The organism is Pseudomonas sp. A6, from assembly GCF_052367875.1.
Taxonomy (GTDB): Bacteria; Pseudomonadota; Gammaproteobacteria; order Pseudomonadales; family Pseudomonadaceae; genus Pseudomonas; species Pseudomonas citronellolis.
Genome location: NZ_CP198970.1, coordinates 899,813 through 919,070, shown reverse-complemented (window position 1 = coordinate 919,070; position 19,258 = coordinate 899,813). Strand labels below are relative to the sequence as shown.

Annotated in this window: 24 protein-coding genes and 1 riboswitch; of the genes, 9 read left to right on the top strand and 15 right to left on the bottom strand. The window is 70.0% G+C overall.

Going from position 1 to position 19,258, the window contains the following annotated elements:
• Positions 1-22: 22 nt before the first annotated feature.
• Positions 23-877 carry a class I SAM-dependent methyltransferase gene (locus ACTWJ5_RS04250; RefSeq protein ID WP_444437524.1) on the bottom strand — a complete coding sequence of 285 codons (855 nt, stop codon included), beginning with the start codon at positions 875-877 and terminating at the stop codon, positions 23-25.
• Between the two features lie 63 nt (positions 878-940).
• Here ACTWJ5_RS04250 and ACTWJ5_RS04245 point away from each other — a divergent pair, with 63 nt between their 5' ends.
• Positions 941-1,660, top strand: a complete 720-nt coding sequence (locus ACTWJ5_RS04245; RefSeq protein ID WP_253389975.1) for a DNA-3-methyladenine glycosylase — start codon at positions 941-943, stop codon at positions 1,658-1,660.
• The gene (locus ACTWJ5_RS04240; protein WP_444437523.1) at positions 1,657-2,970 is read left to right on the top strand and encodes a bifunctional DedA family/phosphatase PAP2 family protein; all 1,314 of its coding nucleotides are present in this window, start codon (positions 1,657-1,659) and stop codon (positions 2,968-2,970) included. Before ACTWJ5_RS04245 ends, ACTWJ5_RS04240 begins: the two co-directional genes overlap by 4 nt.
• A gap of 3 nt (positions 2,971-2,973) precedes the next feature.
• On the opposite strand, the gene ACTWJ5_RS04235 is transcribed toward ACTWJ5_RS04240, so the two are convergent.
• Positions 2,974-3,876 (bottom strand): LysR family transcriptional regulator, encoded by a 903-nt coding sequence (locus ACTWJ5_RS04235; protein ID WP_444437522.1) that lies wholly within the window; start codon positions 3,874-3,876, stop codon positions 2,974-2,976.
• Positions 3,877-3,978: 102 nt separating this feature from the next.
• On the opposite strand from ACTWJ5_RS04235, the gene ACTWJ5_RS04230 reads away from it, so the two are divergent.
• Both ACTWJ5_RS04230 and ACTWJ5_RS04225 read left to right on the top strand, forming a co-directional pair.
• Positions 3,979-4,272: a putative quinol monooxygenase gene (locus ACTWJ5_RS04230; protein WP_064581873.1), complete on the top strand. Its 294-nt coding sequence runs from the start codon at positions 3,979-3,981 to the stop codon at positions 4,270-4,272.
• A 9-nt stretch (positions 4,273-4,281) separates the two neighbouring features.
• The gene (locus tag ACTWJ5_RS04225; protein ID WP_444437521.1) at positions 4,282-5,295 is read left to right on the top strand and encodes a zinc-binding alcohol dehydrogenase family protein; all 1,014 of its coding nucleotides are present in this window, start codon (positions 4,282-4,284) and stop codon (positions 5,293-5,295) included.
• Positions 5,296-5,625: 330 nt separating this feature from the next.
• Here ACTWJ5_RS04225 and ACTWJ5_RS04220 read toward each other — a convergent pair whose 3' ends face one another.
• From ACTWJ5_RS04220 to nrdR, 12 genes are all read right to left on the bottom strand, one after another.
• Positions 5,626-6,426: a cobalamin-binding protein gene (locus tag ACTWJ5_RS04220; RefSeq protein WP_444437520.1), complete on the bottom strand. Its 801-nt coding sequence runs from the start codon at positions 6,424-6,426 to the stop codon at positions 5,626-5,628.
• Complete coding sequence (locus ACTWJ5_RS04215; RefSeq protein ID WP_444437519.1) at positions 6,426-6,842, bottom strand: MFS transporter; 417 nt, start codon at positions 6,840-6,842, stop codon at positions 6,426-6,428. Before ACTWJ5_RS04215 ends, ACTWJ5_RS04220 begins: the two co-directional genes overlap by 1 nt.
• A complete protein-coding gene (ribA, locus tag ACTWJ5_RS04210; RefSeq protein WP_444437518.1) occupies positions 6,839-7,462 on the bottom strand; it encodes a GTP cyclohydrolase II in 624 nt (207 codons plus the stop codon). Before ribA ends, ACTWJ5_RS04215 begins: the two co-directional genes overlap by 4 nt.
• A gap of 262 nt (positions 7,463-7,724) precedes the next feature.
• A complete protein-coding gene (locus ACTWJ5_RS04205) occupies positions 7,725-8,372 on the bottom strand; it encodes a retropepsin-like aspartic protease family protein (RefSeq protein WP_074982000.1) in 648 nt (215 codons plus the stop codon).
• Positions 8,373-8,456: 84 nt separating this feature from the next.
• Positions 8,457-8,972: a phosphatidylglycerophosphatase A family protein gene (locus ACTWJ5_RS04200; RefSeq protein WP_074982003.1), complete on the bottom strand. Its 516-nt coding sequence runs from the start codon at positions 8,970-8,972 to the stop codon at positions 8,457-8,459.
• 5 nt (positions 8,973-8,977) lie between these two features.
• Positions 8,978-9,937 (bottom strand): thiamine-phosphate kinase, encoded by a 960-nt coding sequence (gene thiL / locus ACTWJ5_RS04195; RefSeq protein WP_253389969.1) that lies wholly within the window; start codon positions 9,935-9,937, stop codon positions 8,978-8,980.
• Positions 9,938-9,951: 14 nt separating this feature from the next.
• Positions 9,952-10,431, bottom strand: coding sequence for a transcription antitermination factor NusB (gene nusB, locus ACTWJ5_RS04190; protein WP_370311033.1), 480 nt, complete (start codon positions 10,429-10,431; stop codon positions 9,952-9,954).
• Entirely contained in the window at positions 10,428-10,904 is a 477-nt protein-coding gene (gene ribH, locus ACTWJ5_RS04185) for a 6,7-dimethyl-8-ribityllumazine synthase (protein WP_043273459.1), read from the bottom strand. Before ribH ends, nusB begins: the two co-directional genes overlap by 4 nt.
• Positions 10,905-11,005: 101 nt before the next feature.
• On the bottom strand, positions 11,006-12,100 hold the full coding sequence (gene ribBA, locus ACTWJ5_RS04180) for a bifunctional 3,4-dihydroxy-2-butanone-4-phosphate synthase/GTP cyclohydrolase II (protein ID WP_256514188.1): 1,095 nt from the start codon (positions 12,098-12,100) through the stop codon (positions 11,006-11,008).
• A gap of 14 nt (positions 12,101-12,114) precedes the next feature.
• Complete coding sequence (locus tag ACTWJ5_RS04175) at positions 12,115-12,777, bottom strand: riboflavin synthase (protein ID WP_061560627.1); 663 nt, start codon at positions 12,775-12,777, stop codon at positions 12,115-12,117.
• Between the two features lie 176 nt (positions 12,778-12,953).
• Positions 12,954-13,119: riboswitch (FMN riboswitch) on the bottom strand.
• 114 nt (positions 13,120-13,233) lie between these two features.
• The gene (gene ribD / locus ACTWJ5_RS04170; protein ID WP_444437517.1) at positions 13,234-14,334 is read right to left on the bottom strand and encodes a bifunctional diaminohydroxyphosphoribosylaminopyrimidine deaminase/5-amino-6-(5-phosphoribosylamino)uracil reductase RibD; all 1,101 of its coding nucleotides are present in this window, start codon (positions 14,332-14,334) and stop codon (positions 13,234-13,236) included.
• Positions 14,331-14,795 (bottom strand): transcriptional regulator NrdR, encoded by a 465-nt coding sequence (gene nrdR, locus ACTWJ5_RS04165; RefSeq protein ID WP_024128042.1) that lies wholly within the window; start codon positions 14,793-14,795, stop codon positions 14,331-14,333. The genes ribD and nrdR overlap by 4 nt, the downstream gene beginning before the upstream one ends.
• A 163-nt stretch (positions 14,796-14,958) precedes the next feature.
• On the opposite strand from nrdR, the gene ACTWJ5_RS04160 reads away from it, so the two are divergent.
• From ACTWJ5_RS04160 to trxA, 3 genes are all read left to right on the top strand, one after another.
• A complete protein-coding gene (locus ACTWJ5_RS04160; protein ID WP_444437516.1) occupies positions 14,959-15,405 on the top strand; it encodes a YbaY family lipoprotein in 447 nt (148 codons plus the stop codon).
• The gene (locus tag ACTWJ5_RS04155; protein WP_444437515.1) at positions 15,402-16,061 is read left to right on the top strand and encodes a class I SAM-dependent methyltransferase; all 660 of its coding nucleotides are present in this window, start codon (positions 15,402-15,404) and stop codon (positions 16,059-16,061) included. The genes ACTWJ5_RS04160 and ACTWJ5_RS04155 overlap by 4 nt, the downstream gene beginning before the upstream one ends.
• A 218-nt stretch (positions 16,062-16,279) precedes the next feature.
• Positions 16,280-17,149, top strand: a complete 870-nt coding sequence (gene trxA, locus ACTWJ5_RS04150) for a thioredoxin (RefSeq protein ID WP_281686024.1) — start codon at positions 16,280-16,282, stop codon at positions 17,147-17,149.
• Between the two features lie 329 nt (positions 17,150-17,478).
• On the opposite strand, the gene ACTWJ5_RS04145 is transcribed toward trxA, so the two are convergent.
• A complete protein-coding gene (locus ACTWJ5_RS04145; RefSeq protein ID WP_058071846.1) occupies positions 17,479-17,841 on the bottom strand; it encodes a hypothetical protein in 363 nt (120 codons plus the stop codon).
• Between the two features lie 134 nt (positions 17,842-17,975).
• Here ACTWJ5_RS04145 and ACTWJ5_RS04140 point away from each other — a divergent pair, with 134 nt between their 5' ends.
• Together ACTWJ5_RS04140 and ACTWJ5_RS04135 are read left to right on the top strand one after the other, a co-directional pair.
• Positions 17,976-18,542 carry a DUF2796 domain-containing protein gene (locus tag ACTWJ5_RS04140; protein ID WP_444437514.1) on the top strand — a complete coding sequence of 189 codons (567 nt, stop codon included), beginning with the start codon at positions 17,976-17,978 and terminating at the stop codon, positions 18,540-18,542.
• 8 nt (positions 18,543-18,550) lie between these two features.
• Positions 18,551-19,258, top strand: coding sequence for an ABC transporter ATP-binding protein (locus tag ACTWJ5_RS04135; protein WP_444437513.1), 708 nt, complete (start codon positions 18,551-18,553; stop codon positions 19,256-19,258).

The following is a 19,258-nucleotide window of genomic DNA, read 5'->3' as shown; positions in this document are numbered from 1 at the left end:
TACGAAGAGCCGTCGGGGCAGGTCAGGTGCGGGCTTCGATGACGCGCACCAGACTCGGCATGCGCCCGCGCGGCAGGCACAGTTCGGCGCCGTGCACCTGCGGGTCGAGCACTTCCACACCGGCGAAACCGCAGCCGCGGAAGGCCGCGGCTATTTCCGCCTCGCTGCGGTAGTGCAGCGGATAGCCGCCGCGAGTGAGCCGGCCGATCAGGCCGACGCCCCAGCGGATCTGCCGGTAGCGCGGGTGTTCGCGCAGGTCCGGGTAGAGTTCAGTGAGGTAGGTGGCCGCCGGGAAGTCGCCCAGGACTGCCGCCAGGCGCGTCCAGAAACCCTCGATCAGCGGGCGCTGGAAGTAGTTCACCAGGCCCTCGGTGATCACCACCACGGGGCGCTGGCGGTCGAGTTGGGCGAAGAGCGCGGCCAGGGTATGCGGGCCGTCCTCGGCGAGGATGTCCACGGGGTGCACCCGGTGCCTTTCGTCCAGCCAGCCCTGCCCTTGCAGCAGGGCCGACTTGCGCGCGGCCATGGGCGGCAGGTCCGCCTCCAGGTAGTCCAGCTGCGGATAACGCTGGCGGAAGCGCCTGCCGCGCGGCGACAGGCCGCAGGCGATCTCCACCACCTGGGTGACGCCGCGCTGCTCGATGGCCTGGCGCAGGCGCGCGTCTATCAGCAGGTGGCGCTGCAGCAGGAAGTCCTCGATGTTCAGCCCGAAGCCCAGGCGCGCGCCCCAGGCGATCGGCGCCATGCAGCCGTGCACCCAGCGCCCGAAGGCGGTGGCGAAGGCCGGCTCGGCGAGCTTGTGGCGGAACCAGACATAGCCGGTGTAGTGCGCACTGGGGGTGATGTGCGCGCTGTCGGCGCGGATGCGTTCAGCCATGATTCAGTCTCTTGTTGTTATCATCCGCCAGCCTAAGAGCGCCCTGGTACCCACGACAATCCCATGCCTGCCGATCCCATCCTTGGTTTGCCCTGGCCCGAAGCGCGGCCGCTGCCCCATTCCTTCTTCGACCGCGACGCCCTGCTGGTGGCGCGCCAGCTGCTGGGCAAGGTGATCCGTCACCGCGTCGGCGGGCTCTGGCTGTCCACGCGGATCATCGAGACCGAAGCCTATTACCTGGCCGAGAAAGGCAGCCACGCCTCGCTCGGCTACACCGAGAAGCGCAAGGCGCTGTTCCTCGACGGCGGGCACATCTACATGTACTACGCGCGTGGCGGCGACTCGCTGAACTTCAGCGCCGGTGGCGCCGGCAACGCCGTGCTGATGAAGTCCGGGCACCCCTGGATGGATCGCGTCAGCGGCGACGAGGCCCTGGCCCGCATGCGCCAGCTCAACCCCGCCGCCGATGGCAGCGAGCGCCCGCTGGGCAAGCTCTGCGCCGGCCAGACTCTGCTGTGCAAGGCCATGGGCCTCAAGGTACCGGACTGGGACGCCAAACAGTTCGACGTGCAGCGGCTGTTCGTCGACGACGTCGGCGACACCCCGGCGCAGGTCATCCAGACCACCCGCCTAGGCATCCCCCACGGCCGCGACGAGCACCTGATGTACCGCTTCGTCGACGCCGCCTTCGCGCCCTTCTGCACGCGAAACCCGCTGCGCCGCGGCCAGGTCGAAGGACGCGACTATTACCTGCTGGATAGCTCGGAAGCGCACCGCACATGAGCCTGGACCTGTTCAACCAATGGATCGCCGGCCACCCGCAGTGGCTGGGGCTGGTGGTCTTCCTCATCGCCTTCCTCGAATGCGCGGCGGTGGTCGGCCTGGTGCTGCCCGGCGTGGTGATGCTCTTCGCCGTGGCCGTGCTGGCCGGCGGCGGCGCCCTGGGCCTGGGGCAGACGCTGCTGCTGGCCTTCGCCGGCGGCCTGCTGGGCGACCTCTGCTCGTACTTCCTCGGCCGCCGCTTCCACCAGGACATCCGCCGCCTGCCGCTGCTGCGCCACCATCCGGAATGGCTGGCCGGCGCCGAAGGCTTCGTCGCCCGCTACGGCGTCACCAGCCTGCTGGTGGGCCGCTTCATCGGCGCCCTGCGGCCGTTCCTGCCGCTGGTGGCGGGCATGCTCGACATGCCCTTCGGGCGCTTCCTGGCGGTCTCCATCCTGGCCGCCGCCGGCTGGTCGGTGGCCTACCTGCTGCCCGGCTGGACCACCGGCGCGGCCCTGCGCCTGCCACTGCCGGAAGGCTTCTGGCCGGAGATGGCGGTGGTCGCCGGCGGCCTGGCCGTGCTCGGCAGCGCCTTGATCCATGCCTGCCTGAAGCGGCGCCACGGCACCGCACTGATCGCCGCCGGGCTGAGCGCCGCCCTGCTGCTGGGCATCCTGATCGGCTGGCCGCACCTGGACGCCCTCGACCACGGCCTGATGACGCTGATCCAGGAGGAACGCACCCCGCTGCTGAACCACATCATGGTGGCGGTGACGCGCCTGGGCGACTTCCGCACCCAGGTGATCGTCGGCATCGTCGTCAGCGGCCTGCTGCTGGGCCTGGGCAAATGGCGCCATGCGCTGTTCGCCGGCGGCACCCTGCTGGCCACGGCACTGCTCAACACCACCCTCAAGCACTTCTTCGGCCGCGCCCGCCCGGAGGTGATCGCCGACCCGCTGAGCGCCTTCAGCATGCCCAGCGGGCACAGCTCGGCGTCCTTCGCCTGCTTCCTGGTGCTCGGCGTGCTGGCCAGCCGCGAGGGCTCGCCGCGGGTGCGCCTGACCTGGCTGCTGCTGGCCATGCTGCCGGCCGCCTGGATCGCCGGCTCGCGCCTGTACCTGGGCGCGCACTGGCCCAGCGACGTGATCGCCGGCGCCCTGCTCGCCGCCGCCGTCTGCGCCGCCGCGCTCTGGGCCAGCCAGCTGCGCCAGCCGCTGCCGGCCCTGCCCAAGCGCATCTGGTGGTGCCTGGTGCCGACCCTGCTGCTGGTGTTCTCGGTCTCGGTCGGCTGGGACCTCAGCCACGCCGTGGCGCGCTACACCCCGCTCTGAGCCTCAGCGCCAGGGCGCGCCGCGCAGATGCTCGGCGCAGCGCTGCTGGACGAACTCGCGCAGCAGGGTCACCGACGGGCTCAGCTGCGCGCGGTGGGTGCAGAACAGGTTCAGCGGCGCCGCCTCGCCCCGCTGGTCGGCCAGGGCCACTTCCAGGCGCCCGGCGCGCACGTCGGCGGCCACGTCCAGCCAGGACTTGTAGACCAGCCCGCGCCCGGCCACCGCCCAGCGCCGCACCACGTCGGCGTCGTCGCTGACGCGGTCGCCGCCCACCTCGACCGTCTCGTCGCCGAAGCGCCAGCGTTCGTGCACACGGCCGCCGAGCATGTACAGCAGGCAGTTGTGCCGGGCCAGGTCCTGCGGCCGCTGCGGCCGGCCATGCTGGGCGAAGTAGGCCGGCGCGCCGCACAGCACGCGGCGGTTGTCCGCCGCCAGGGGCAGCGCCACCAGGCTGGAGTCCGGCGGCTGGCCGAGGCGGATGGCGACGTCCACCGGCTGGCGGTAGAGGTCGGCCTGGCGGTCGCTGAGCAGCAGGCGCAAAACCAGCCGCGGGTGCTGCGCCTGGAACTCGTCGAGCCAGGGCAACAGCACGTTGCGCCCCAGGTCCGAGGGCGCCGAGACCTGCAACGGCCCGGCGATCTCGCTGCGCCCGCCGGCCAGCAGCTGGCGGCCCTCCTCCAGGCTCTGCAGCGAGGCCCGCGCATGGGCCAGGAACAGCTCGCCCTCGGCGGTCAGCCGCAGGCTGCGGGTGGAACGGGCGAACAGGCGCGCCTGCAGGGCGCCCTCCAGGCGCTTGAGCGCGGCGCTGGCCACCGCCGGCGACACCTCCAGTTCGCGGGCCGCGGCGGACAGGCTGCCGCGCTCGGCGGTGCGGACGAACAGCTGGAGGTCGTCGAAACGCAGCATTTTCAATTTTCCTTTGAAAGAGACTTTCTTCCTACGCGGTTTTTCTTCACAACGAAAGAGCGGAGGATGCGCCCATCCCCACTGCCGCAAGGAAGAGTCCCGATGAGCAGCCCCCTCACCCTGATCGCCATCATCCGCGCCAAGCCCGGCCGCGCCGACGCCCTGCAGGCCCGCCTGGCCGAGCTGCGCGTGCCCTCGCGGGCCGAGCCCGGCTGCATCCAGTACGACCTGCACCGCGACCGCAAGGACGCCGACCTGATCTACATGATCGAGCAATGGCGCGACGAGGCCGCCCTCGCCGAGCACGAGGCCAGCGAGCACTTCCAGGCCTTCGTCGCCGCCAGCCGGGACGATCTGGCCGAACTCGACATCCGCCTGATGAACCGCATCGACTGAGGAGCCGCCATGAAAGCCATCGGTTACACCCACAGCCGCCCGATCGACGCCGACGACGCCCTGCTCGACATCCAGCTGCCGGAGCCGACGCCCGGCCCGCGCGACCTGCTGGTGGAGGTCCGCGCCATTTCCGTCAACCCGGTGGATACCAAAGTGCGCCAGCGCGCCGAGCCTGCGGCCGGCGAATACAAGGTGCTGGGCTGGGACGCCGCCGGCGTGGTCCGCGCAGTGGGCAGCGAGGTCAGCCTGTTCCGCCCCGGCGACGAGGTGTTCTACGCCGGCGACCTGACGCGCCCGGGCAGCAACGCCGAACTGCAGCTGGTGGACGAGCGCATCGTCGGCGCCAAGCCGGCCAGCCTCGACTTCGCCCAGGCCGCGGCCCTGCCGCTGACCAGCATCACCGCCTGGGAACTGCTGTTCGAACGCCTGCAGATCGCCGAGGGCCCGGGCAGCGCCGGGCAGAGCCTGCTGATCGTCGGCGCCGCCGGCGGCGTGGGCTCCATCCTCACCCAACTGGCCCGGCACCTGACCGGCGTGACCGTGATCGGCACGGCCTCGCGGGCGGAAACCCAGGAATGGGTCCGCGACCTCGGCGCCCACCACGTCATCGACCACGGCAAGCCGCTGAGCGAGGAACTGCAGCGCATCGGCATCGGCCAGGTGACCCACGTGGCCAGCCTGACGCATACCGACGGGCACCTGCAGCAGATAGTCGCCAGCCTGCGCCCGCAGGGCCGCCTGGGCCTGATCGACGACCCGGCGAACCTGAACGTGAGCCTGCTCAAGCAGAAGAGCCTGTCGCTGCACTGGGAGTTCATGTACACCCGCTCGATGTTCCAGACCGACGACATGATCGAGCAGCACCGCCTGCTGCAGCGCGTGTCGAGCCTGGTCGACCAGGGCGTGCTGCGCACCACCCTGGGCGAGCACTTCGGCCGCATCGACGCCGCCAACCTGCGCCGCGCCCACGCGCTGCTGGAGAGCGGCAAGGCCAAGGGCAAGATCGTGCTGGAGGGGTTCTGAGCGGTGGGAGGTACGGTGTTTCTCTCCCGTAAGAGCCGGACATACCGAGGCAATTCGCGAATGAGGTCCTACGCTGCAGGCGAGCACGGCTTTTCGTAGGAGCGAGCTTGCTCGCGAATGAACCCCGAAGCGGAGTCTGTTCGCGAGCAAGCTCGCTCCTACGAAGAGCACCCCGGTGCGGTCTGCAAGACAGTTGCGCCTACGCGCCCACCCGCGCCATTCCCATGTAGGAGCGCGCCCTGCGCGCGATTCGCGGGCAGGGCCCGCTCCTACAGGTTATGGGGGGGTACGGCATCCCGGCCGGCGGATAACCGCGAACGGTTATCCGCCCTACGGCTCGGCCTGGGCGAGCAGGCGACAGAGTTTTTCGGTGGCGGCCAGCATGGCGTAGCTCGGCCGCTCGAGGTTGCGGTCGGGCAGTACCCACAGCTGGTTCAGGCGGGTTGCGCTCAGTTGTTTCATGGCCCGCCATTCCGCCGCCTGTTCGGCATTGGGCGCCAGTATCACTTGCGGATCGCGGGCCAGCACCGCTTCCATGCCCACCTGCGGCGCCGGCTGCTGCAGGTCGTCGAACAGGTTGCGCGCGCCGCACACCTGCAGGGCGTCGCTGACCACCTGGCGTCCGCCCAGGGTGTACAGCGGGCGGTTCCATACCTGGTAGAACAGCCGCAGCGGGTGCTCGCGGGCGTACTGCTGGCGCAGTTCGGCGATGCGCTGGCGGAAGCTGGTGGCCAGGGCCGCGGCCTTGTCCTGGGCGTCAAGCAGCGCACCCAGCTCTTCCAGTTGGCTGGGGATATCCTCCAGCCGGTGCGGTTCGGCGACGTAGAGCTGCAGGCCCAGGCCCTTCAGCCGCGCCATCTGCGCATCGGGAATGCTGCCGGGCCAGACCAGCACCAGGTCCGGCCGCAGGCTTAGCAGGCGCTCCAGGTTCAATTGCCCATAGCGCCCCAGCGACGGCAGGGCCGCCAGTTGCGCCGGGCGTTCGTCGCCGTCGAGCACGCCCACCAGGCGCGCGCCGGCGCCCAGTTCCAGAACGCTGTCGGTCATCGAGGGCGACAGGCTCACCACCCGCTGCGCCGCCAGTGCCGGCAGGCCTAGCGATAGCAGCAGGACGGCGGCGAGCAGGCGCATCAGAGCAACTGGCGCGGCAGGCGGTACAGCCAGAGAATCAGCAGGCTGGTCAGCCCGAGAAGGATCAGCGCCACGCCGGACAGGTCGGTGAAGCACGCCAGCACGCCGATCCAGGCCGGCAGGCTGGCGCCGAGGACGCCGTTGCGCCAGGTGCGCGCCAACTTCGCCCAGGCGGCGGGCTCTTCGGCCGTGTCACGGGCCTTGCCGGCGTCGATCAGGGCGAGCTTGTAGCGGCGGAACAGCGGCAGGGTGAAGTACATCGAGACCAGCGCGGCGATGTACAGCGGGGTGGCCAGCACGGCCAGGGCGTCGATCTCGAAGCCCCACAGCAGCAGCGCCAGCAGCGGCCCGAGAGCCAGGGCCAGGTGCAGCCACCACAGACGCCCCAGGCGGCTGAACTCGGCGGCGCGGTTCACTGCGTCTCGATCTCCGCCTCGCCCTGGTGCAGCTCGCCGAGCATGTGCCCGAGCTTGCCGGCCTTGGTCGCCAGGTAGCGCTTGTTGTGCGGGTTCAGGCCCTTCTGCAGGGGCACGCGCTCGGCCACGGTGAGGCCGTAGCCTTCCAGCGCCTTGACCTTGCGCGGGTTGTTGGTCATCAGCTTCAGCGAGCAGACGCCCAGGTGCTGCAGCATCGGCAGGCACATGGCGTAGTCGCGCTGGTCGGCGCCAAAGCCCAGCTTGAGGTTGGCCTCGACCGTGTCCGCGCCTTCGTCCTGCAGGGCGTAGGCGCGGATCTTGTTCAGCAGGCCGATGCCACGGCCTTCCTGGCGCAGGTACAGCAGCACGCCGCGACCTTCGCGGGCGATGGCCGAGAGCGCGCCTTCGAGCTGGAAGCCGCAGTCGCAGCGCAGGCTGAACAGGGCATCGCCCGTCAGGCATTCGGAATGCAGGCGACCGAGCACCGGCTGGCCGTCGTCGATCTTGCCCATGGTCAGGGCGACATGCTCCTTGCCGGTTTCCTCGTCGAGGAAGCCATGCATGGTGAATTCGCCGAAGGGAGTGGGCAGCTTGGAGGCGGCGACGAACACGACGGACACCGGAAACTCCTGAAAGTCAGACAGTAGTAAGGAGCCGGCATTGTAACAGCAGTGCCGGGGCCGCCGTCATTGCGAAATCCGCAAGTTGGCTATCGAAGCCATCGATGGATCGGCGATCTGGCAGAGTCCCTTCACGGCCTCGCGAGCTAGAGCAGAACAAGGCGGGAACAGGTTCGGAAGCGCAGTTTAGGCCGCTAAATGAGCATTTCGAACCTGTTCCCAACGCAGTTATGCCGACGCGTAGCAGGCTGTGGGGGGGCTCTCAATGTTTGGACTGGATATACATCATCCCCTGCTCCTCCCGCCAACCGACGCGGTTGAGGAAGCTCATGCCCAGCAGGATCTCGGTGGGGAACTCACCCTCCAGCACGCTGGCGTCGACGCCCAGCACCTCGATGCCGCCGAGCTTCACGCTGTTCAGGCCGATGCGCCAGCCCTTGACGGTGCCGCTGGCGGTGGAGGCGACCATGGGCTTGCCGACCACCCGGTAGTCGATGCCCAGGCGCCGCGCCTGGGCTTCGTTCATCGCCACCGTGGTGGCGCCGGTGTCGACCAGGAACTGGGCGTTCTGGCCGTTGATCGAGCCGGACACCCAGTAATGCCCGCCGGTGCCGCGGGCGATGCTCATTTCCTGCACCGGCGCCGGGGCCGAGTAGCCGCTGGCGTTGTATTCGCGGCTCAGTTCGTAGGTGCGCTCCACGCCCTCGACGCGCAGCACCGCCTTGTGCGCGTCGGCACTGACCACCTGCACGCCCTGCGGCCCGGTCTCGCCCACGCGGAGGAACTTGCGCTGGCCGTCGATGTTGACCACCGCGGCGTTGGGGAACAGCCCAACCACCCACACCTGCGGGGCGGCGAGGGCCGCGCTGGCGGCAAGGGCGAGGCTCAGGGCAGGCAGCAGGCGCAGCATGGTGGGGCTCCTTGTCGGCTGGCGCGAAGGTGGCGCCACGTTACACCGGCGCCGCTGCGCCGTCAGTGATGAAGTCGGCTGTTGTCAGAGCAGCCAGGCGGCCCAGGCCCAGACCAGGCCCTGCATGGCCAGCCAGGCGAAGACCCCGGCGAGGACGTCGTCGAGCATGATGCCAACGCCGCCGTGCACGTGGCGGTCGACCCAGCGGATCGGCCAGGGCTTGAGGATGTCGAAGAAGCGGAACACCAGGAAGCCCACCAGCAGCCACCACCAGCCCTCGGGCACCAGCCAGAGGGTGATCCACATGCCGACCATCTCGTCCCAGACGATGCCTTCGTGGTCGTGCACGCGCAGGTCGTCGGCGACCTTGCCGCACAGCCAGAAGCCGAACAGCATGGTCAGCCCCAGCATCAGCCAGTAGCCCCAGTCCGGCAGCAGCTGCCACAGCGGGACGAAGGGGATGGCCACCAGCGAGCCCCAGGTGCCCGGCGCCTTGGGCAGGGTTCCGGAGCCGAAGCCGAAGGCCAGGAAATGCCAGGGGTTGCGCCAGACCGACGGCGGCACGGGCTGGGCGGGGGCTTGGTCGGGATGTTCGGGCACTGCGGTCACTCCGTGAAATGCAGGTAGCCGCCCTGGCGCGGCGTGATGTCGTGGCCTGCGGCGTCCAGCACGCGCACCCCGCTGCCGGCCTCGACGCGGCCGATGGCCGCCAGCTGCGGCCACTGCGCCTGCAGGGCCGGCAACTGCGCAGGCGGCAGGGTGAAGGCGATGACGTAGTCGTCGCCGGCGCCGAGCTTGGCCTGCAGCGCGCGCTCGGCGCCCAGCAGGCTTTCCAGCGGCGCGCTGGCCGGAAGGCGTTCGGCTTCGATGATCAAGGCCACGCCGGAGGCACGGGCGATGTGGCCGCAGTCGGCGAGCAGGCCGTCGGACACGTCCAGCGCCGCCGTGGCGCGGCCGCGCAGGGCCTGGCCGAGGGCCAGTTGCGGCTGCGGCGCCCAGTAGCGCGCCAATAGCGGCTCGGCCACTTCGGGTTCGGCGGCCAGTCGGCCGAGCACCAGCTCCAGGGCGCCGCCAGCCTCGCCGACCGGGCCGCCGACGCAGAGCAGGTCGCCGGGGCGGGCGCCGCTGCGGGTCAGCGCCTGGCCGACGGGCACCTGGCCGAATACGGTGAGGGTCATGCTCAGCGGGCCGCGGGTGGTGTCGCCGCCGATCAGCGCCAGGCCGCAGGCCGCGGCCATGCGGTTCAGGCCCTGGGCGAAGGCTTCCAGCCAGGCCGGGTCGGCTTCGGGCAGGGTCAGGGCGAGGGTGAAGGCCAGGGGCGCAGCGCCCATGGCCGCCAGGTCGCTGGCGGAAACCGCCAGGGCGCGCTGGCCGAGCAGGAAGGGATCGCACAGCGCGGGGAAATGCACTCCGGCCACCAGGGTGTCGGTGGACACCGCCAGTTGCTGGCCGGCGGCCGGCGCCAGCAGGGCGCAGTCGTCGCCGATGCCCAGGGCCACGCCATCGGCCGCGGCCGCACAGGCGGCCGCGGCGAAATAGCGGCGGATCAGTTCGAACTCACCCATGCCTTGCGGCGGACTCAGCGCTTGGCGCCGCGCAGCTCGGCGGCGCGCAGACGCGGCGCCAGCTTGTCCAGCACACCGTTGACGAACTTGTGGCCGTCGGTGGCGCCGAAAGTCTTGGCCAGCTCGATGCCTTCGTTGATCACCACCTTGTAGGGCACGTCCTGGCGGTTGCGCAGCTCGTAGGTGGCCAGGCGCAGGATGGCCAGCTCGACCGGGTCGATCTCTTCCAGCGGGCGGTCCAGGCAGGGGGTGAATTCCTGGTCCAGCTCGGTCTTCAGGCGCGGCACGCCGTGGAGGATCTCGTGGAAGTAGGCGCCATCGACGTCGCTGAAGTCGTTGTCGGTGCGGAAGGTCGCCTCGATCTCGTTCAGCGGCTGGCCGGCCATCTGCCAGGAATACAGGGCCTGCACCGCGAGGCTGCGGGCCTTGCGGCGCATGGCGATCTTGTTGGGCTTGGCCGGCTTGGACGGAGCGCCGTTGTCGTTGCTGCTCACTTGGCCTCCAGCTGCGACAGCAGGCTCACCATTTCCAGGGCGGACAGCGCGGCCTCGGCGCCCTTGTTGCCGGCCTTGGTGCCGGAGCGCTCGATGGCCTGTTCGATGGAGTCGACGGTCAGCACGCCGAAGGCCACCGGCACGCCGAACTGCAGGGAAACCTGCGCCAGGCCCTTGGTGCACTCGCCGGCAACGTATTCGAAGTGCGGAGTGCCGCCGCGGATCACCGCGCCGAGGGCGATGATGGCGTCGAACTCGCCGCGCTGGGCGACTTTCTGGGTTACCAGGGGGATCTCGAAGGCACCCGGGGCGCGGATGATGGTGATGTCGCCTTCGGCGACGCCGTGGCGCACCAGCGCGTCGATGGCGCCTTGCACCAGGCTTTCCACCACGAAGCTGTTGAAGCGGCCAACCACCAGGGCGAAACGGCCTTTGGGGGCGATGAAGGTACCTTCGATGGTCTTCAGGGTCATGGGCAGGTCTCGTGTCTGTTAAAGAGCCGAAGCGTCGGCGACGCTCCGCGAAATTAGGCTAGAAGAACGGCGCCGCCGTGCCAGGGCACGGCGGCGCGGGTTCATTCGGCGGGCAGGTATTCTACAACTTCCAGGTCGAAACCGGATATCGCGTTGAAGCGCATCGGCGCCGACATCAGGCGCATCTTGCGCACGCCCAGGTCGCGGAGGATCTGCGAGCCGGCGCCGACGGTGCTGTAGGTGGTGCTGGGCTTGGGCGCCGGCGTGCTGGCGGCGATCTCGCGCACGTGGGCCAGCAGGTCCTCGCCGCCGATCTGGTGGCCCAGCAGCAGCACCACGCCGCTGCCGGCCTCGGCCACCTTGGCCATGGCCGCGCGCAGGCTCCAGCGCCCGGCCTGGTTGACCATCAGCAGGTCGCGCAGCGGGTCCATGTTGTGCACCCGCACCAGGGTCGGCTCTTCCGCGCAGATCTCGCCCAGGGTCAGCGCCAGGTGCACCTCGCCCTCCACCGAGTCGCGGTAGGTGATCAGGTTGAACTGGCCCAGCTCGGTGTCCAGCGGCTGCTCGGCGAGGCGCTCGACGGTGCGCTCGTGGATCAGCCGGTAGTGGATCAGGTCGGCGATGGTGCCGATCTTGATGCCGTGCTGCTCGGCGAAGGCTTCCAGTTCCGGGCGGCGGGCCATGCTGCCGTCGTCGTTCATGATCTCGCAGATCACCCCGGACGCCTCGAAGCCGCCCATGCGCGCCAGGTCGCAGGCCGCCTCGGTGTGGCCGGCGCGGGCCAGCACGCCGCCGGGCTGGGCCATCAGCGGGAAGATGTGGCCGGGGCTGACGATGTCGGCGGCCACCGCTTCCTTCGCGGCGGCGGCCTGCACGGTGCGGGCGCGGTCGGCGGCGGAGATACCGGTGGTGACGCCTTCGGCGGCCTCGATGGAAACGGTGAACTTGGTGCCGAAGCCCGAGCCGTTGCGCTGCACCATCAGCGACAGGCCCAGGCGCTCGCAGCGCTCGCGGGTCATCGGCATGCAGATCAGGCCGCGGGCGTACTTGGCCATGAAGTTGATGTCTTCGGTGCGCACGCGCTCGGCGGCCATGATCAGGTCGCCTTCGTTCTCGCGGTCCTCGTCATCCATGAGGATGACCATCTTGCCTTGGCGGATGTCTTCGACCAGTTCTTCGATGCTGTTGAGTGCCATCTGGGCAGCTCCTATCAATGCTTCATGAAGCCGTTTTCGGCCAGGAATGCTTCGGTGATGCCGCTGGCGGCGGGCTCGGCGGCCTTGTCGCCGAGCAGCAGGCGCTCCAGGTAGCGCGCCAGCAGGTCCACTTCCAGGTTCACCTGAAGACCGGGGCGGTAGTCGCCCATGATGGTCTCGCCCAAGGTGTGCGGGACTATGGTCAGCTCGAACTCGGCGCCATTCACCGCGTTGACCGTGAGGCTGGTGCCGTCGACGGTGATCGAGCCTTTCAGCGCGATGTACTTGGCCAGCTCGCGCGGGGCACGCACGGTGAACTGGATGGCGCGGGCGTTATCCTCACGCTTGACGATCTCGCCGACGCCGTCGACGTGGCCGCTGACCAGGTGGCCGCCCAGGCGGGTGGTGGGGGTCAGGGCCTTTTCCAGGTTGACGCGGCTGCCGACCTTGAGCTGGGCGAAGGCGGTGCGCGCCAGGGTCTCGCGGCTGACGTCGGCCCAGAAGCCGTCGCCGGGCAGCTCCACGGCGGTCAGGCAGATGCCGTTGACGGCGATGCTGTCGCCGAGCTTGACGTCGGCGAGGTCGAGCTTGCCGGTCTGCACGTAGAGGCGCACGTCACCGCCCTTGGGGGTGATCGAGCGGATGCTGCCGATGGCTTCGATTATGCCGGTGAACATGGGGCCTCCCGGACGGCGCAATGCGGTTGCGCGCAGGCGTGCCGGCCGGCGCGAGCCAGCGCAGTGGAAACGAAGGGGTGGTGCATGGTGTTGGAACTCCTGTTTTGGGAAAAACAGGGCATACCGATCGAAGGGACACGACGCGCAGGCGTGCAGACGCACCTTGCGCAGGTTCATCCCGTTCTCTCTTCATCCGGACTGTTACCGTCGGCCCCGGGATCGCACCGGGTCTGCTGACCTTGCCGCTGCGGCGGTGGGCCGGTCGCGGCAAGCGCTCGCGGGCTCGACGCGTTGCGCGCCATCACCGCCGGTGGGGACTTGCACCCCGCCCTGAGAACGTCAATCGCGGCCGTTACAGCGTTGGCCGCGTGTGGCGTTTTACCACAGGCCGGCGCAAGTCGGAAGGTTCAGTTTGCTCTCCCCGCGCATTCGCAGGGGGTAGCGCAGACAATTCCGTCAGACCGGCCGCGCCGTGACCAGCCAGTCGTCGCCCACGGCGCGGATGTCGGCGATCTTCAGCTCGCGCGCCTCGGCCATCTTCTTCAGCGGTAGCTCCAGCAGCGGGCGGGCGCTGGAACCCAGCAGCTTGGGCGCGACGAAAATCCGGTACTCGTCCACCAGCCCCAGGCGGGCGAAGGCCCCGGTCAGGCGCGGGCCGGCCTCCACCAGCACTTCGTTGGCGCCGCGCGCACCCAGCTCGGCGAGCAGCCTCGCCAGGTCGACGTGGCCATCGACGCCGGGCAGCACCAGCAGTTCGCGGCCCTCGGCGGCGAAACCGTCGCGTTCGGCGCAACTGGCCACCAGCGCCGGGCCGGCCTGGTAGAAGGCGGCGTCGGTCGGCACCCGCAGGCGGCCATCCACCAGCACGCGCAGCGGCTGGCGCGCAGCGGCCAGGGCGGTCTGTTCGGCGTCCAGGCCCAGTTCGTCGGGGCGTACGGTCAGGCGGGCAGCGTCCAGCAGCACGGTATCGGCGCCGGAAAGCACCACGCTGGAGCGCGCCCGCAGGCGCTGCACGGCGCGACGCGCGGCGGCGCCGGTGATCCACTGGCTCTCGCCGCTGGCCATGGCGGTGCGCCCGTCCAGGCTCATCGCCAGCTTGACGCGGACGAAGGGCAGGCCGGTCTCCATGCGCTTGATGAAGCCGGCGTTGATTTCCCGGGCCTCGGCCTCCAGCACGCCACAGGCCACCTCGATACCGGCCTCGGCCAGGCGCCGCAGCCCCTGCCCGGCGACCTGCGGGTTGGGGTCCTGCATGGCCGCCACCACGCGGGCGACGCCGGCCTTCAGCAGGGCATCGGCGCAGGGCGGGGTGCGGCCGAAGTGGCTGCAGGGCTCCAGGGTGACGTAGGCGGTGGCGCCGCGGGCGTTGTCGCCGGCCTGGCGCAGGGCGTGGACCTCGGCGTGGGGCTCGCCGGCGCGGACGTGCCAGCCTTCGCCGATCACCACGCCGTCCTTGACCACCACGCAGCCGACGCGGGGATTGGGGTGGGTGGAGTACAGCCCCTTGCGCGCCAGTTCCAGCGCGCGGGCCATGTAGGCCAGGTCGACGGCGCTCATTCCTTGGACGGCTCCCGGGCCAGGCGCTCGATCTCCTCGCGGAACTCGTTTAGGTCCTGGAAGCGCCGGTACACCGAGGCGAAGCGGATGTAGGCCACCTCGTCGAGCTTCTGCAGCTCGGCCATCACCAGCTCGCCCAGCACCCGCGACTTCACCTCGCGCTCGCCGGTGGCGCGCAGCTTGTGCTTGATGTGGGCGATGGCCTCTTCCAGGCGTTCGACGCTGACCGGGCGCTTCTCCAGCGCGCGCTGCATGCCGGCGCGCAGCTTGTCCTCGTCGAACGGCTGGCGGCTGCCGTCCTGCTTGATCAGCCGCGGCATGACCAGCTCGGCGGTCTCGAAGGTGGTGAAGCGCTCGCCGCAGGCCAGGCACTCGCGGCGGCGGCGAACCTGGTCGCCCTCGGCGACCAGGCGGGAATCGATGACTTTGGTGTCGTGGGCACCGCAGAAGGGACAATGCATGGCAGAGAATGGCCCTACGAAATGGTGGCCCATGGTACCCCATCCGCCGGGGCCCTTCGACCGGCCGTTCGACGAAACATCCGGCGCCGCGCTCCCCGAGACAAGCCGCACGCTTTACGCTATACAGGCGCCGCCCTGGAAACCGCCGCGAGGGAAATCGCCCATGCCGCACCGCCTTCTCTGCCTGCTCGCCCTGGCCCTGCTGGCCGCCTGCTCGAGCAAGCAACCCGCTCCGCAGCCTCCCGCCGCCAGCGCCCCGGCCAAGGCCGCCGCGACGCCCCTGCCGGCCAACCAGCGCGAATTGTCCGGGGTGCTCACCAGCAGCCGCGGCGCATTGCCCGATGGCGCCGAGGTGGAACTGGCCCTGTTGTTGATGGATGAACGCGACCGCCCGCAGCGCGCCCTGGCCAGCCTGGTACTGGTGGGCAACGGCGGCGCCCTGCCCTTCAGCCTGCGCTACGACCCCAGCGACTTCCCCAGCGGCGGCCGCATCGAACTGCATGCGCGGGTCGCGCAGAACGGCCAGTTGGCCTGGCGCCTGCGCCCGCTGACCATCGCTCCCGGGCAGTCCCGGGTCCTCGGCGAGCTGCGCCTGGAGCCGGCGCCGTGAAGGCCCCGCAGGACCTGCAGCAGGCCCTGGGCGAGCTGCTCGGCGACGCCCGCCTGGGCGCCGAACGCCTGCCCGGCACCGACATAGCGCTGTGGCTGATCGATGCGCAGAACATGGACCGCCAGTTCAGCCCCGACGAAACCCGCCGCATCCTCGAAGAACCGCCCTACTGGTGCTTCTGCTGGGCCAGCGGCCTGGCCCTGGCGCGCTGGCTGGCCGAGCGCCCGCAATGGGTGGCCGGCAAGCGCGTGCTGGACTTCGGCGCCGGCTCCGGCATCGCCGCCATCGCCGCGGCCAAGGCCGGCGCCGCCGAAGTGGTGGCCTGCGACCTCGATCCGCTGGCCCTGGCCGCCAGCCGCGCCAATGCCGAGCTGAACGGCGTGCAGCTGGGCTATTCCGAAGACTTCTTCGGCGAAGAGGACCGCTACGACCTGATCCTGGTCGCCGACGTGCTCTACGACCGCGCCAACCTGCCGTTGCTCGACGCCTTCCTCGGCAAGGGCCGCGAGGCCCTGGTGGCCGACTCGCGGGTGCGCGACTTCCAGCACCCGCTGTACCGGCGCCTGGACATCCTCGACGCCTGCACCTGGCCGGACCTGGCCGAGCCCCACGAATTCCGCAAGGTCAGCCTGTATCACGCGCAACTCGGCGCCTGACCGCCTTCGTAAGGACCGCGCCGAGGCGCTCTGTAGGAGCGAGCTTGCTCGCGAATGAGCCCCGCAGCGGAATCTGTTCGCGAGCAAGCTCGCTCCTACGAGAAGCCGTGCTCACCTGGGACGTAGGGCGCGGTGCGGCATTGCCTTGTTTCCGTCCGCCGCGCCCCCACTTATAGTGACCAGCACCCTTTCGCCCCTTTCGCCCGACGAGAGCCCCCATGAGCGACACGCCCTACATCTTCGACGTCACCAGCGCCGATTTCGACCAGTTGGTGATCCAGAACTCCTTCCACAAGCCGGTGCTCGTCGACTTCTGGGCCGACTGGTGCGCGCCCTGCAAGGCGCTGATGCCGATGCTGGCGCAGGTCGCCGAGTCCTACCAGGGCGAGCTACTGCTGGCCAAGGTCAACTGCGACGTCGAGCAGGACATCGTCATGCGCTTCGGCATCCGCAGCCTGCCCACCGTGGTGCTGTTCAAGGACGGCCAGCCGGTCGACGGCTTCGCCGGCGCGCAGCCGGAATCGGCGGTGCGGCAGATGCTGGAGCAGCACGTACAGCCGCCGGCAGCCCCCGCCGCCAACCCGCTGGACGCCGCCGAAGCCGCCTTCGCCGAAGGCCGCTTCGCCGAGGCCGAGGCCCAGCTCAAGGCCCTGCTGGGCGAAGACAACACCAATGCCGCGGCCCTGATCCTCTACGCCCGCTGCCTGGCCGAGCGCGGCGAGCTGGGCGAAGCCGAGACGGTTCTGGACGCGGTGAAGAGCGACGAGCACAAGTCCGCCCTGGCCGCCGCCCGCGCCCAGCTGACCTTCCTGCGCCAGGCCGCCGACCTGCCCGACGCCGCCACCCTGAAAACCCGCCTGGCGGCCGACGCCGGCGACGACGAGGCCGCCTACCAACTGGCCGTGCAGCAACTCGCCCGGCAGCAGTACGAGGCGGCGATGGACGGCCTGCTGCGCCTGTTCCAGCGCAACCGCGGCTACGCCGAGGACCTGCCGCGCAAGACGCTGGTGCAGGTGTTCGACCTGCTGGGCAATGAGCATCCGCTGGTGATCGCCTATCGGCGGAAGTTGGCCAATCTGCTGTATTGAGCGGCGGGGTTCGTTTCGTGTAGGAGCGAGCTTGCTCGCGAACGGTGCCAACCGGCTGCTCTGGTGCTGGGTGTGGCGCCGTCCCCTCTCCCCAGCCCTCTCCCTGAAGGGAGAGGGGGCTTGTCCGTGCCGAGAGAGGTGATGGTTTCAGCTGGAAGCCAACGGACTAGCCGGCTAACTCAGGAATACCCAAGCGCTCCGAACAGTCCCCTCTCCCTTCAGGGAGAGGGTTAGGGAGAGGGCGCTCTCATGCCTGGCACCGGCATGGCCGGGAAACTCTGTTCGCGAGCAAGCTCGCTCCTACGAAAAGCAAAAAGCCCAAAAGCCCCCTACTCCCCCACCCAGGTAAACACCTGAGTCCCCTCCCGCACCTCGATCCTCACATCCGGGCTATGCCGCAAACGCACCAGCAGCCCCTTGGCCGCGCCGGCACTACCGGCCAGGGCGGCCAGTTCGTCGAGCAGTTGCGGGCCTTCGCAACTGCCGGCCCGGCGCAACAGGTCGCGGGCCGCCTGCCACAGGCGATCGGTACCGCTGGGCGCCACCGGCGGGTTATCCACAGGCGCTGCCGGAGCGGCGACCGGGGCTGCGGGCGCATGGCGCAGTGCCGCGCCCAGGCGCTGCCACTCTTCCTCGTCCAGTTCCAGGCTCAGGTCCACCGGCCAGTCGCCGATGCTTCCACGGATTCGCATGTCGGTTTCCTCCTGCATGCCGGCATGCTCCCACGCCAGCCCGGCCGCGCCAATCTTCCGGGGCACCTCTAGCCAGTCGCAATATTTCGTTATAACGTAACGCACCCTCGATTTTCCCCTCCCGGAGACCGTCCATGCGCCCCTTGCTGCTTGCCCTCGCCCTGATCCCCTTCGCCGCCGCCCAGGCCCATGACGAACACGAGCATGGCAGCCTCGGCAAGCACGAGCACGGCGTGGCCCAGCTCAACGTCGCGCTGGACGGCAACACCCTGGAGCTGGAAGTGGACAGCCCGGCGATGAACTTCGTCGGCTTCGAGCACCCGGCCAGCAGCGCCGCCGACCAGGCCACCGTGGCCGCCGCCCGCGCCCAGCTGGGCAAGCCCCTGGAGCTGGTACAGGCACCGGCCGCGGCCAGGTGCGGCGTCGCCGAAGTGGAACTGGAAAGCCCGCTGTTCGGCAATGCAAAGGCCCATGAGCACGATCACGACGACGATGGCGACGAGCACGAAGGCCACCAGCACAGCGACATCAACGCCCACTACAAGCTGACCTGCGCCGCACCCGAAGCCCTCACCAGCCTCGATTTCGCCCCGCTGTTCAAGCGCTTCCCCGGCACCCAGAAGCTGGTGGTGCAGCTGATCGGCCCGAACGGCCAGCAGGGCGCCGAGCTGACCCCGGCCAGCAGCCTGCTGAAGTTCTGACGCGCCCCATGGACACCCTGCTCGAACTCCGCGACCTCGGTTTCGCCTGGCCCGGCCAGGCGGAGCTGCTGGACATCCTGCAGTTTTCCCTCGGCCGTGGCGAGACGCTGTTCCTCAAGGGCCCCTCCGGCAGCGGCAAGACCACCCTGCTCGGCCTGCTGGGCGGCGTGCAGAAGCCCCGGCGCGGCAGCATCCGCCTGCTCGGCGAGGACCTGGCGCAGCTCTCCGCCGCGCGCCGCGACCACTTCCGCGTCGACCACACCGGCTACATCTTCCAGCAGTTCAACCTGCTGCCGTTCCTCTCAGTGCAGGAGAACGTCGAGCTGCCCTGCCACTTCTCGCGCAGCCGCGCGGCTCGCGCCCGCGAGCGCCACGGCAGCGTCGGCGAGGCCGCCCGCGCCCTGCTCGCGCACCTGGGCCTGGGTGACGCGGCGCTGCTGCAGCGGCGCGCCGACAACCTTTCCATCGGCCAGCAGCAACGCGTCGCCGCGGCCCGCGCGCTGATCGGCCAGCCGGAACTGGTGATCGCCGACGAGCCGACCTCGGCGCTGGACGCCGACGCCCGCGAAGCCTTCCTCCAACTGCTGTTCGCCGAATGCCGCGCGGCCGGCGCCAGCCTGCTGTTCGTCAGCCACGACCAGAGCCTGGCGCCACTGTTCGACCGCAGCCTGTCGCTGGCCGACCTCAACCGCGCCGCCACCGCCCCCGGGATCTGA

What these genes read in the sequence shown, in the direction of transcription:
- ribH (WP_043273459.1), bottom strand. Translation starts at nt 10,904, where the DNA reads ATGACCCTGAAGACCATCGAAGGTACCTTCATCGCCCCCAAAGGCCGT.
- ACTWJ5_RS04140 (WP_444437514.1), top strand. Translation starts at nt 17,976, where the DNA reads ATGCGCCCCTTGCTGCTTGCCCTCGCCCTGATCCCCTTCGCCGCCGCC.
- ACTWJ5_RS04220 (WP_444437520.1), bottom strand. Translation starts at nt 6,426, where the DNA reads ATGCGCCTGCTCGCCGCCGTCCTGCTGCTATCGCTAGGCCTGCCGGCA.
- ACTWJ5_RS04230 (WP_064581873.1), top strand. Translation starts at nt 3,979, where the DNA reads ATGAGCAGCCCCCTCACCCTGATCGCCATCATCCGCGCCAAGCCCGGC.
- nrdR (WP_024128042.1), bottom strand. Translation starts at nt 14,795, where the DNA reads ATGCATTGTCCCTTCTGCGGTGCCCACGACACCAAAGTCATCGATTCC.
- trxA (WP_281686024.1), top strand. Translation starts at nt 16,280, where the DNA reads ATGAGCGACACGCCCTACATCTTCGACGTCACCAGCGCCGATTTCGAC.
- ACTWJ5_RS04245 (WP_253389975.1), top strand. Translation starts at nt 941, where the DNA reads ATGCCTGCCGATCCCATCCTTGGTTTGCCCTGGCCCGAAGCGCGGCCG.
- ACTWJ5_RS04175 (WP_061560627.1), bottom strand. Translation starts at nt 12,777, where the DNA reads ATGTTCACCGGCATAATCGAAGCCATCGGCAGCATCCGCTCGATCACC.
- ACTWJ5_RS04160 (WP_444437516.1), top strand. Translation starts at nt 14,959, where the DNA reads ATGCCGCACCGCCTTCTCTGCCTGCTCGCCCTGGCCCTGCTGGCCGCC.
- thiL (WP_253389969.1), bottom strand. Translation starts at nt 9,937, where the DNA reads ATGGGTGAGTTCGAACTGATCCGCCGCTATTTCGCCGCGGCCGCCTGT.
- ACTWJ5_RS04135 (WP_444437513.1), top strand. Translation starts at nt 18,551, where the DNA reads ATGGACACCCTGCTCGAACTCCGCGACCTCGGTTTCGCCTGGCCCGGC.
- ribD (WP_444437517.1), bottom strand. Translation starts at nt 14,334, where the DNA reads ATGAGCGCCGTCGACCTGGCCTACATGGCCCGCGCGCTGGAACTGGCG.
- ACTWJ5_RS04240 (WP_444437523.1), top strand. Translation starts at nt 1,657, where the DNA reads ATGAGCCTGGACCTGTTCAACCAATGGATCGCCGGCCACCCGCAGTGG.
- ACTWJ5_RS04250 (WP_444437524.1), bottom strand. Translation starts at nt 877, where the DNA reads ATGGCTGAACGCATCCGCGCCGACAGCGCGCACATCACCCCCAGTGCG.
- ACTWJ5_RS04235 (WP_444437522.1), bottom strand. Translation starts at nt 3,876, where the DNA reads ATGCTGCGTTTCGACGACCTCCAGCTGTTCGTCCGCACCGCCGAGCGC.
- ACTWJ5_RS04225 (WP_444437521.1), top strand. Translation starts at nt 4,282, where the DNA reads ATGAAAGCCATCGGTTACACCCACAGCCGCCCGATCGACGCCGACGAC.
- ribBA (WP_256514188.1), bottom strand. Translation starts at nt 12,100, where the DNA reads ATGGCACTCAACAGCATCGAAGAACTGGTCGAAGACATCCGCCAAGGC.
- ACTWJ5_RS04145 (WP_058071846.1), bottom strand. Translation starts at nt 17,841, where the DNA reads ATGCGAATCCGTGGAAGCATCGGCGACTGGCCGGTGGACCTGAGCCTG.
- ACTWJ5_RS04205 (WP_074982000.1), bottom strand. Translation starts at nt 8,372, where the DNA reads ATGCTGCGCCTGCTGCCTGCCCTGAGCCTCGCCCTTGCCGCCAGCGCG.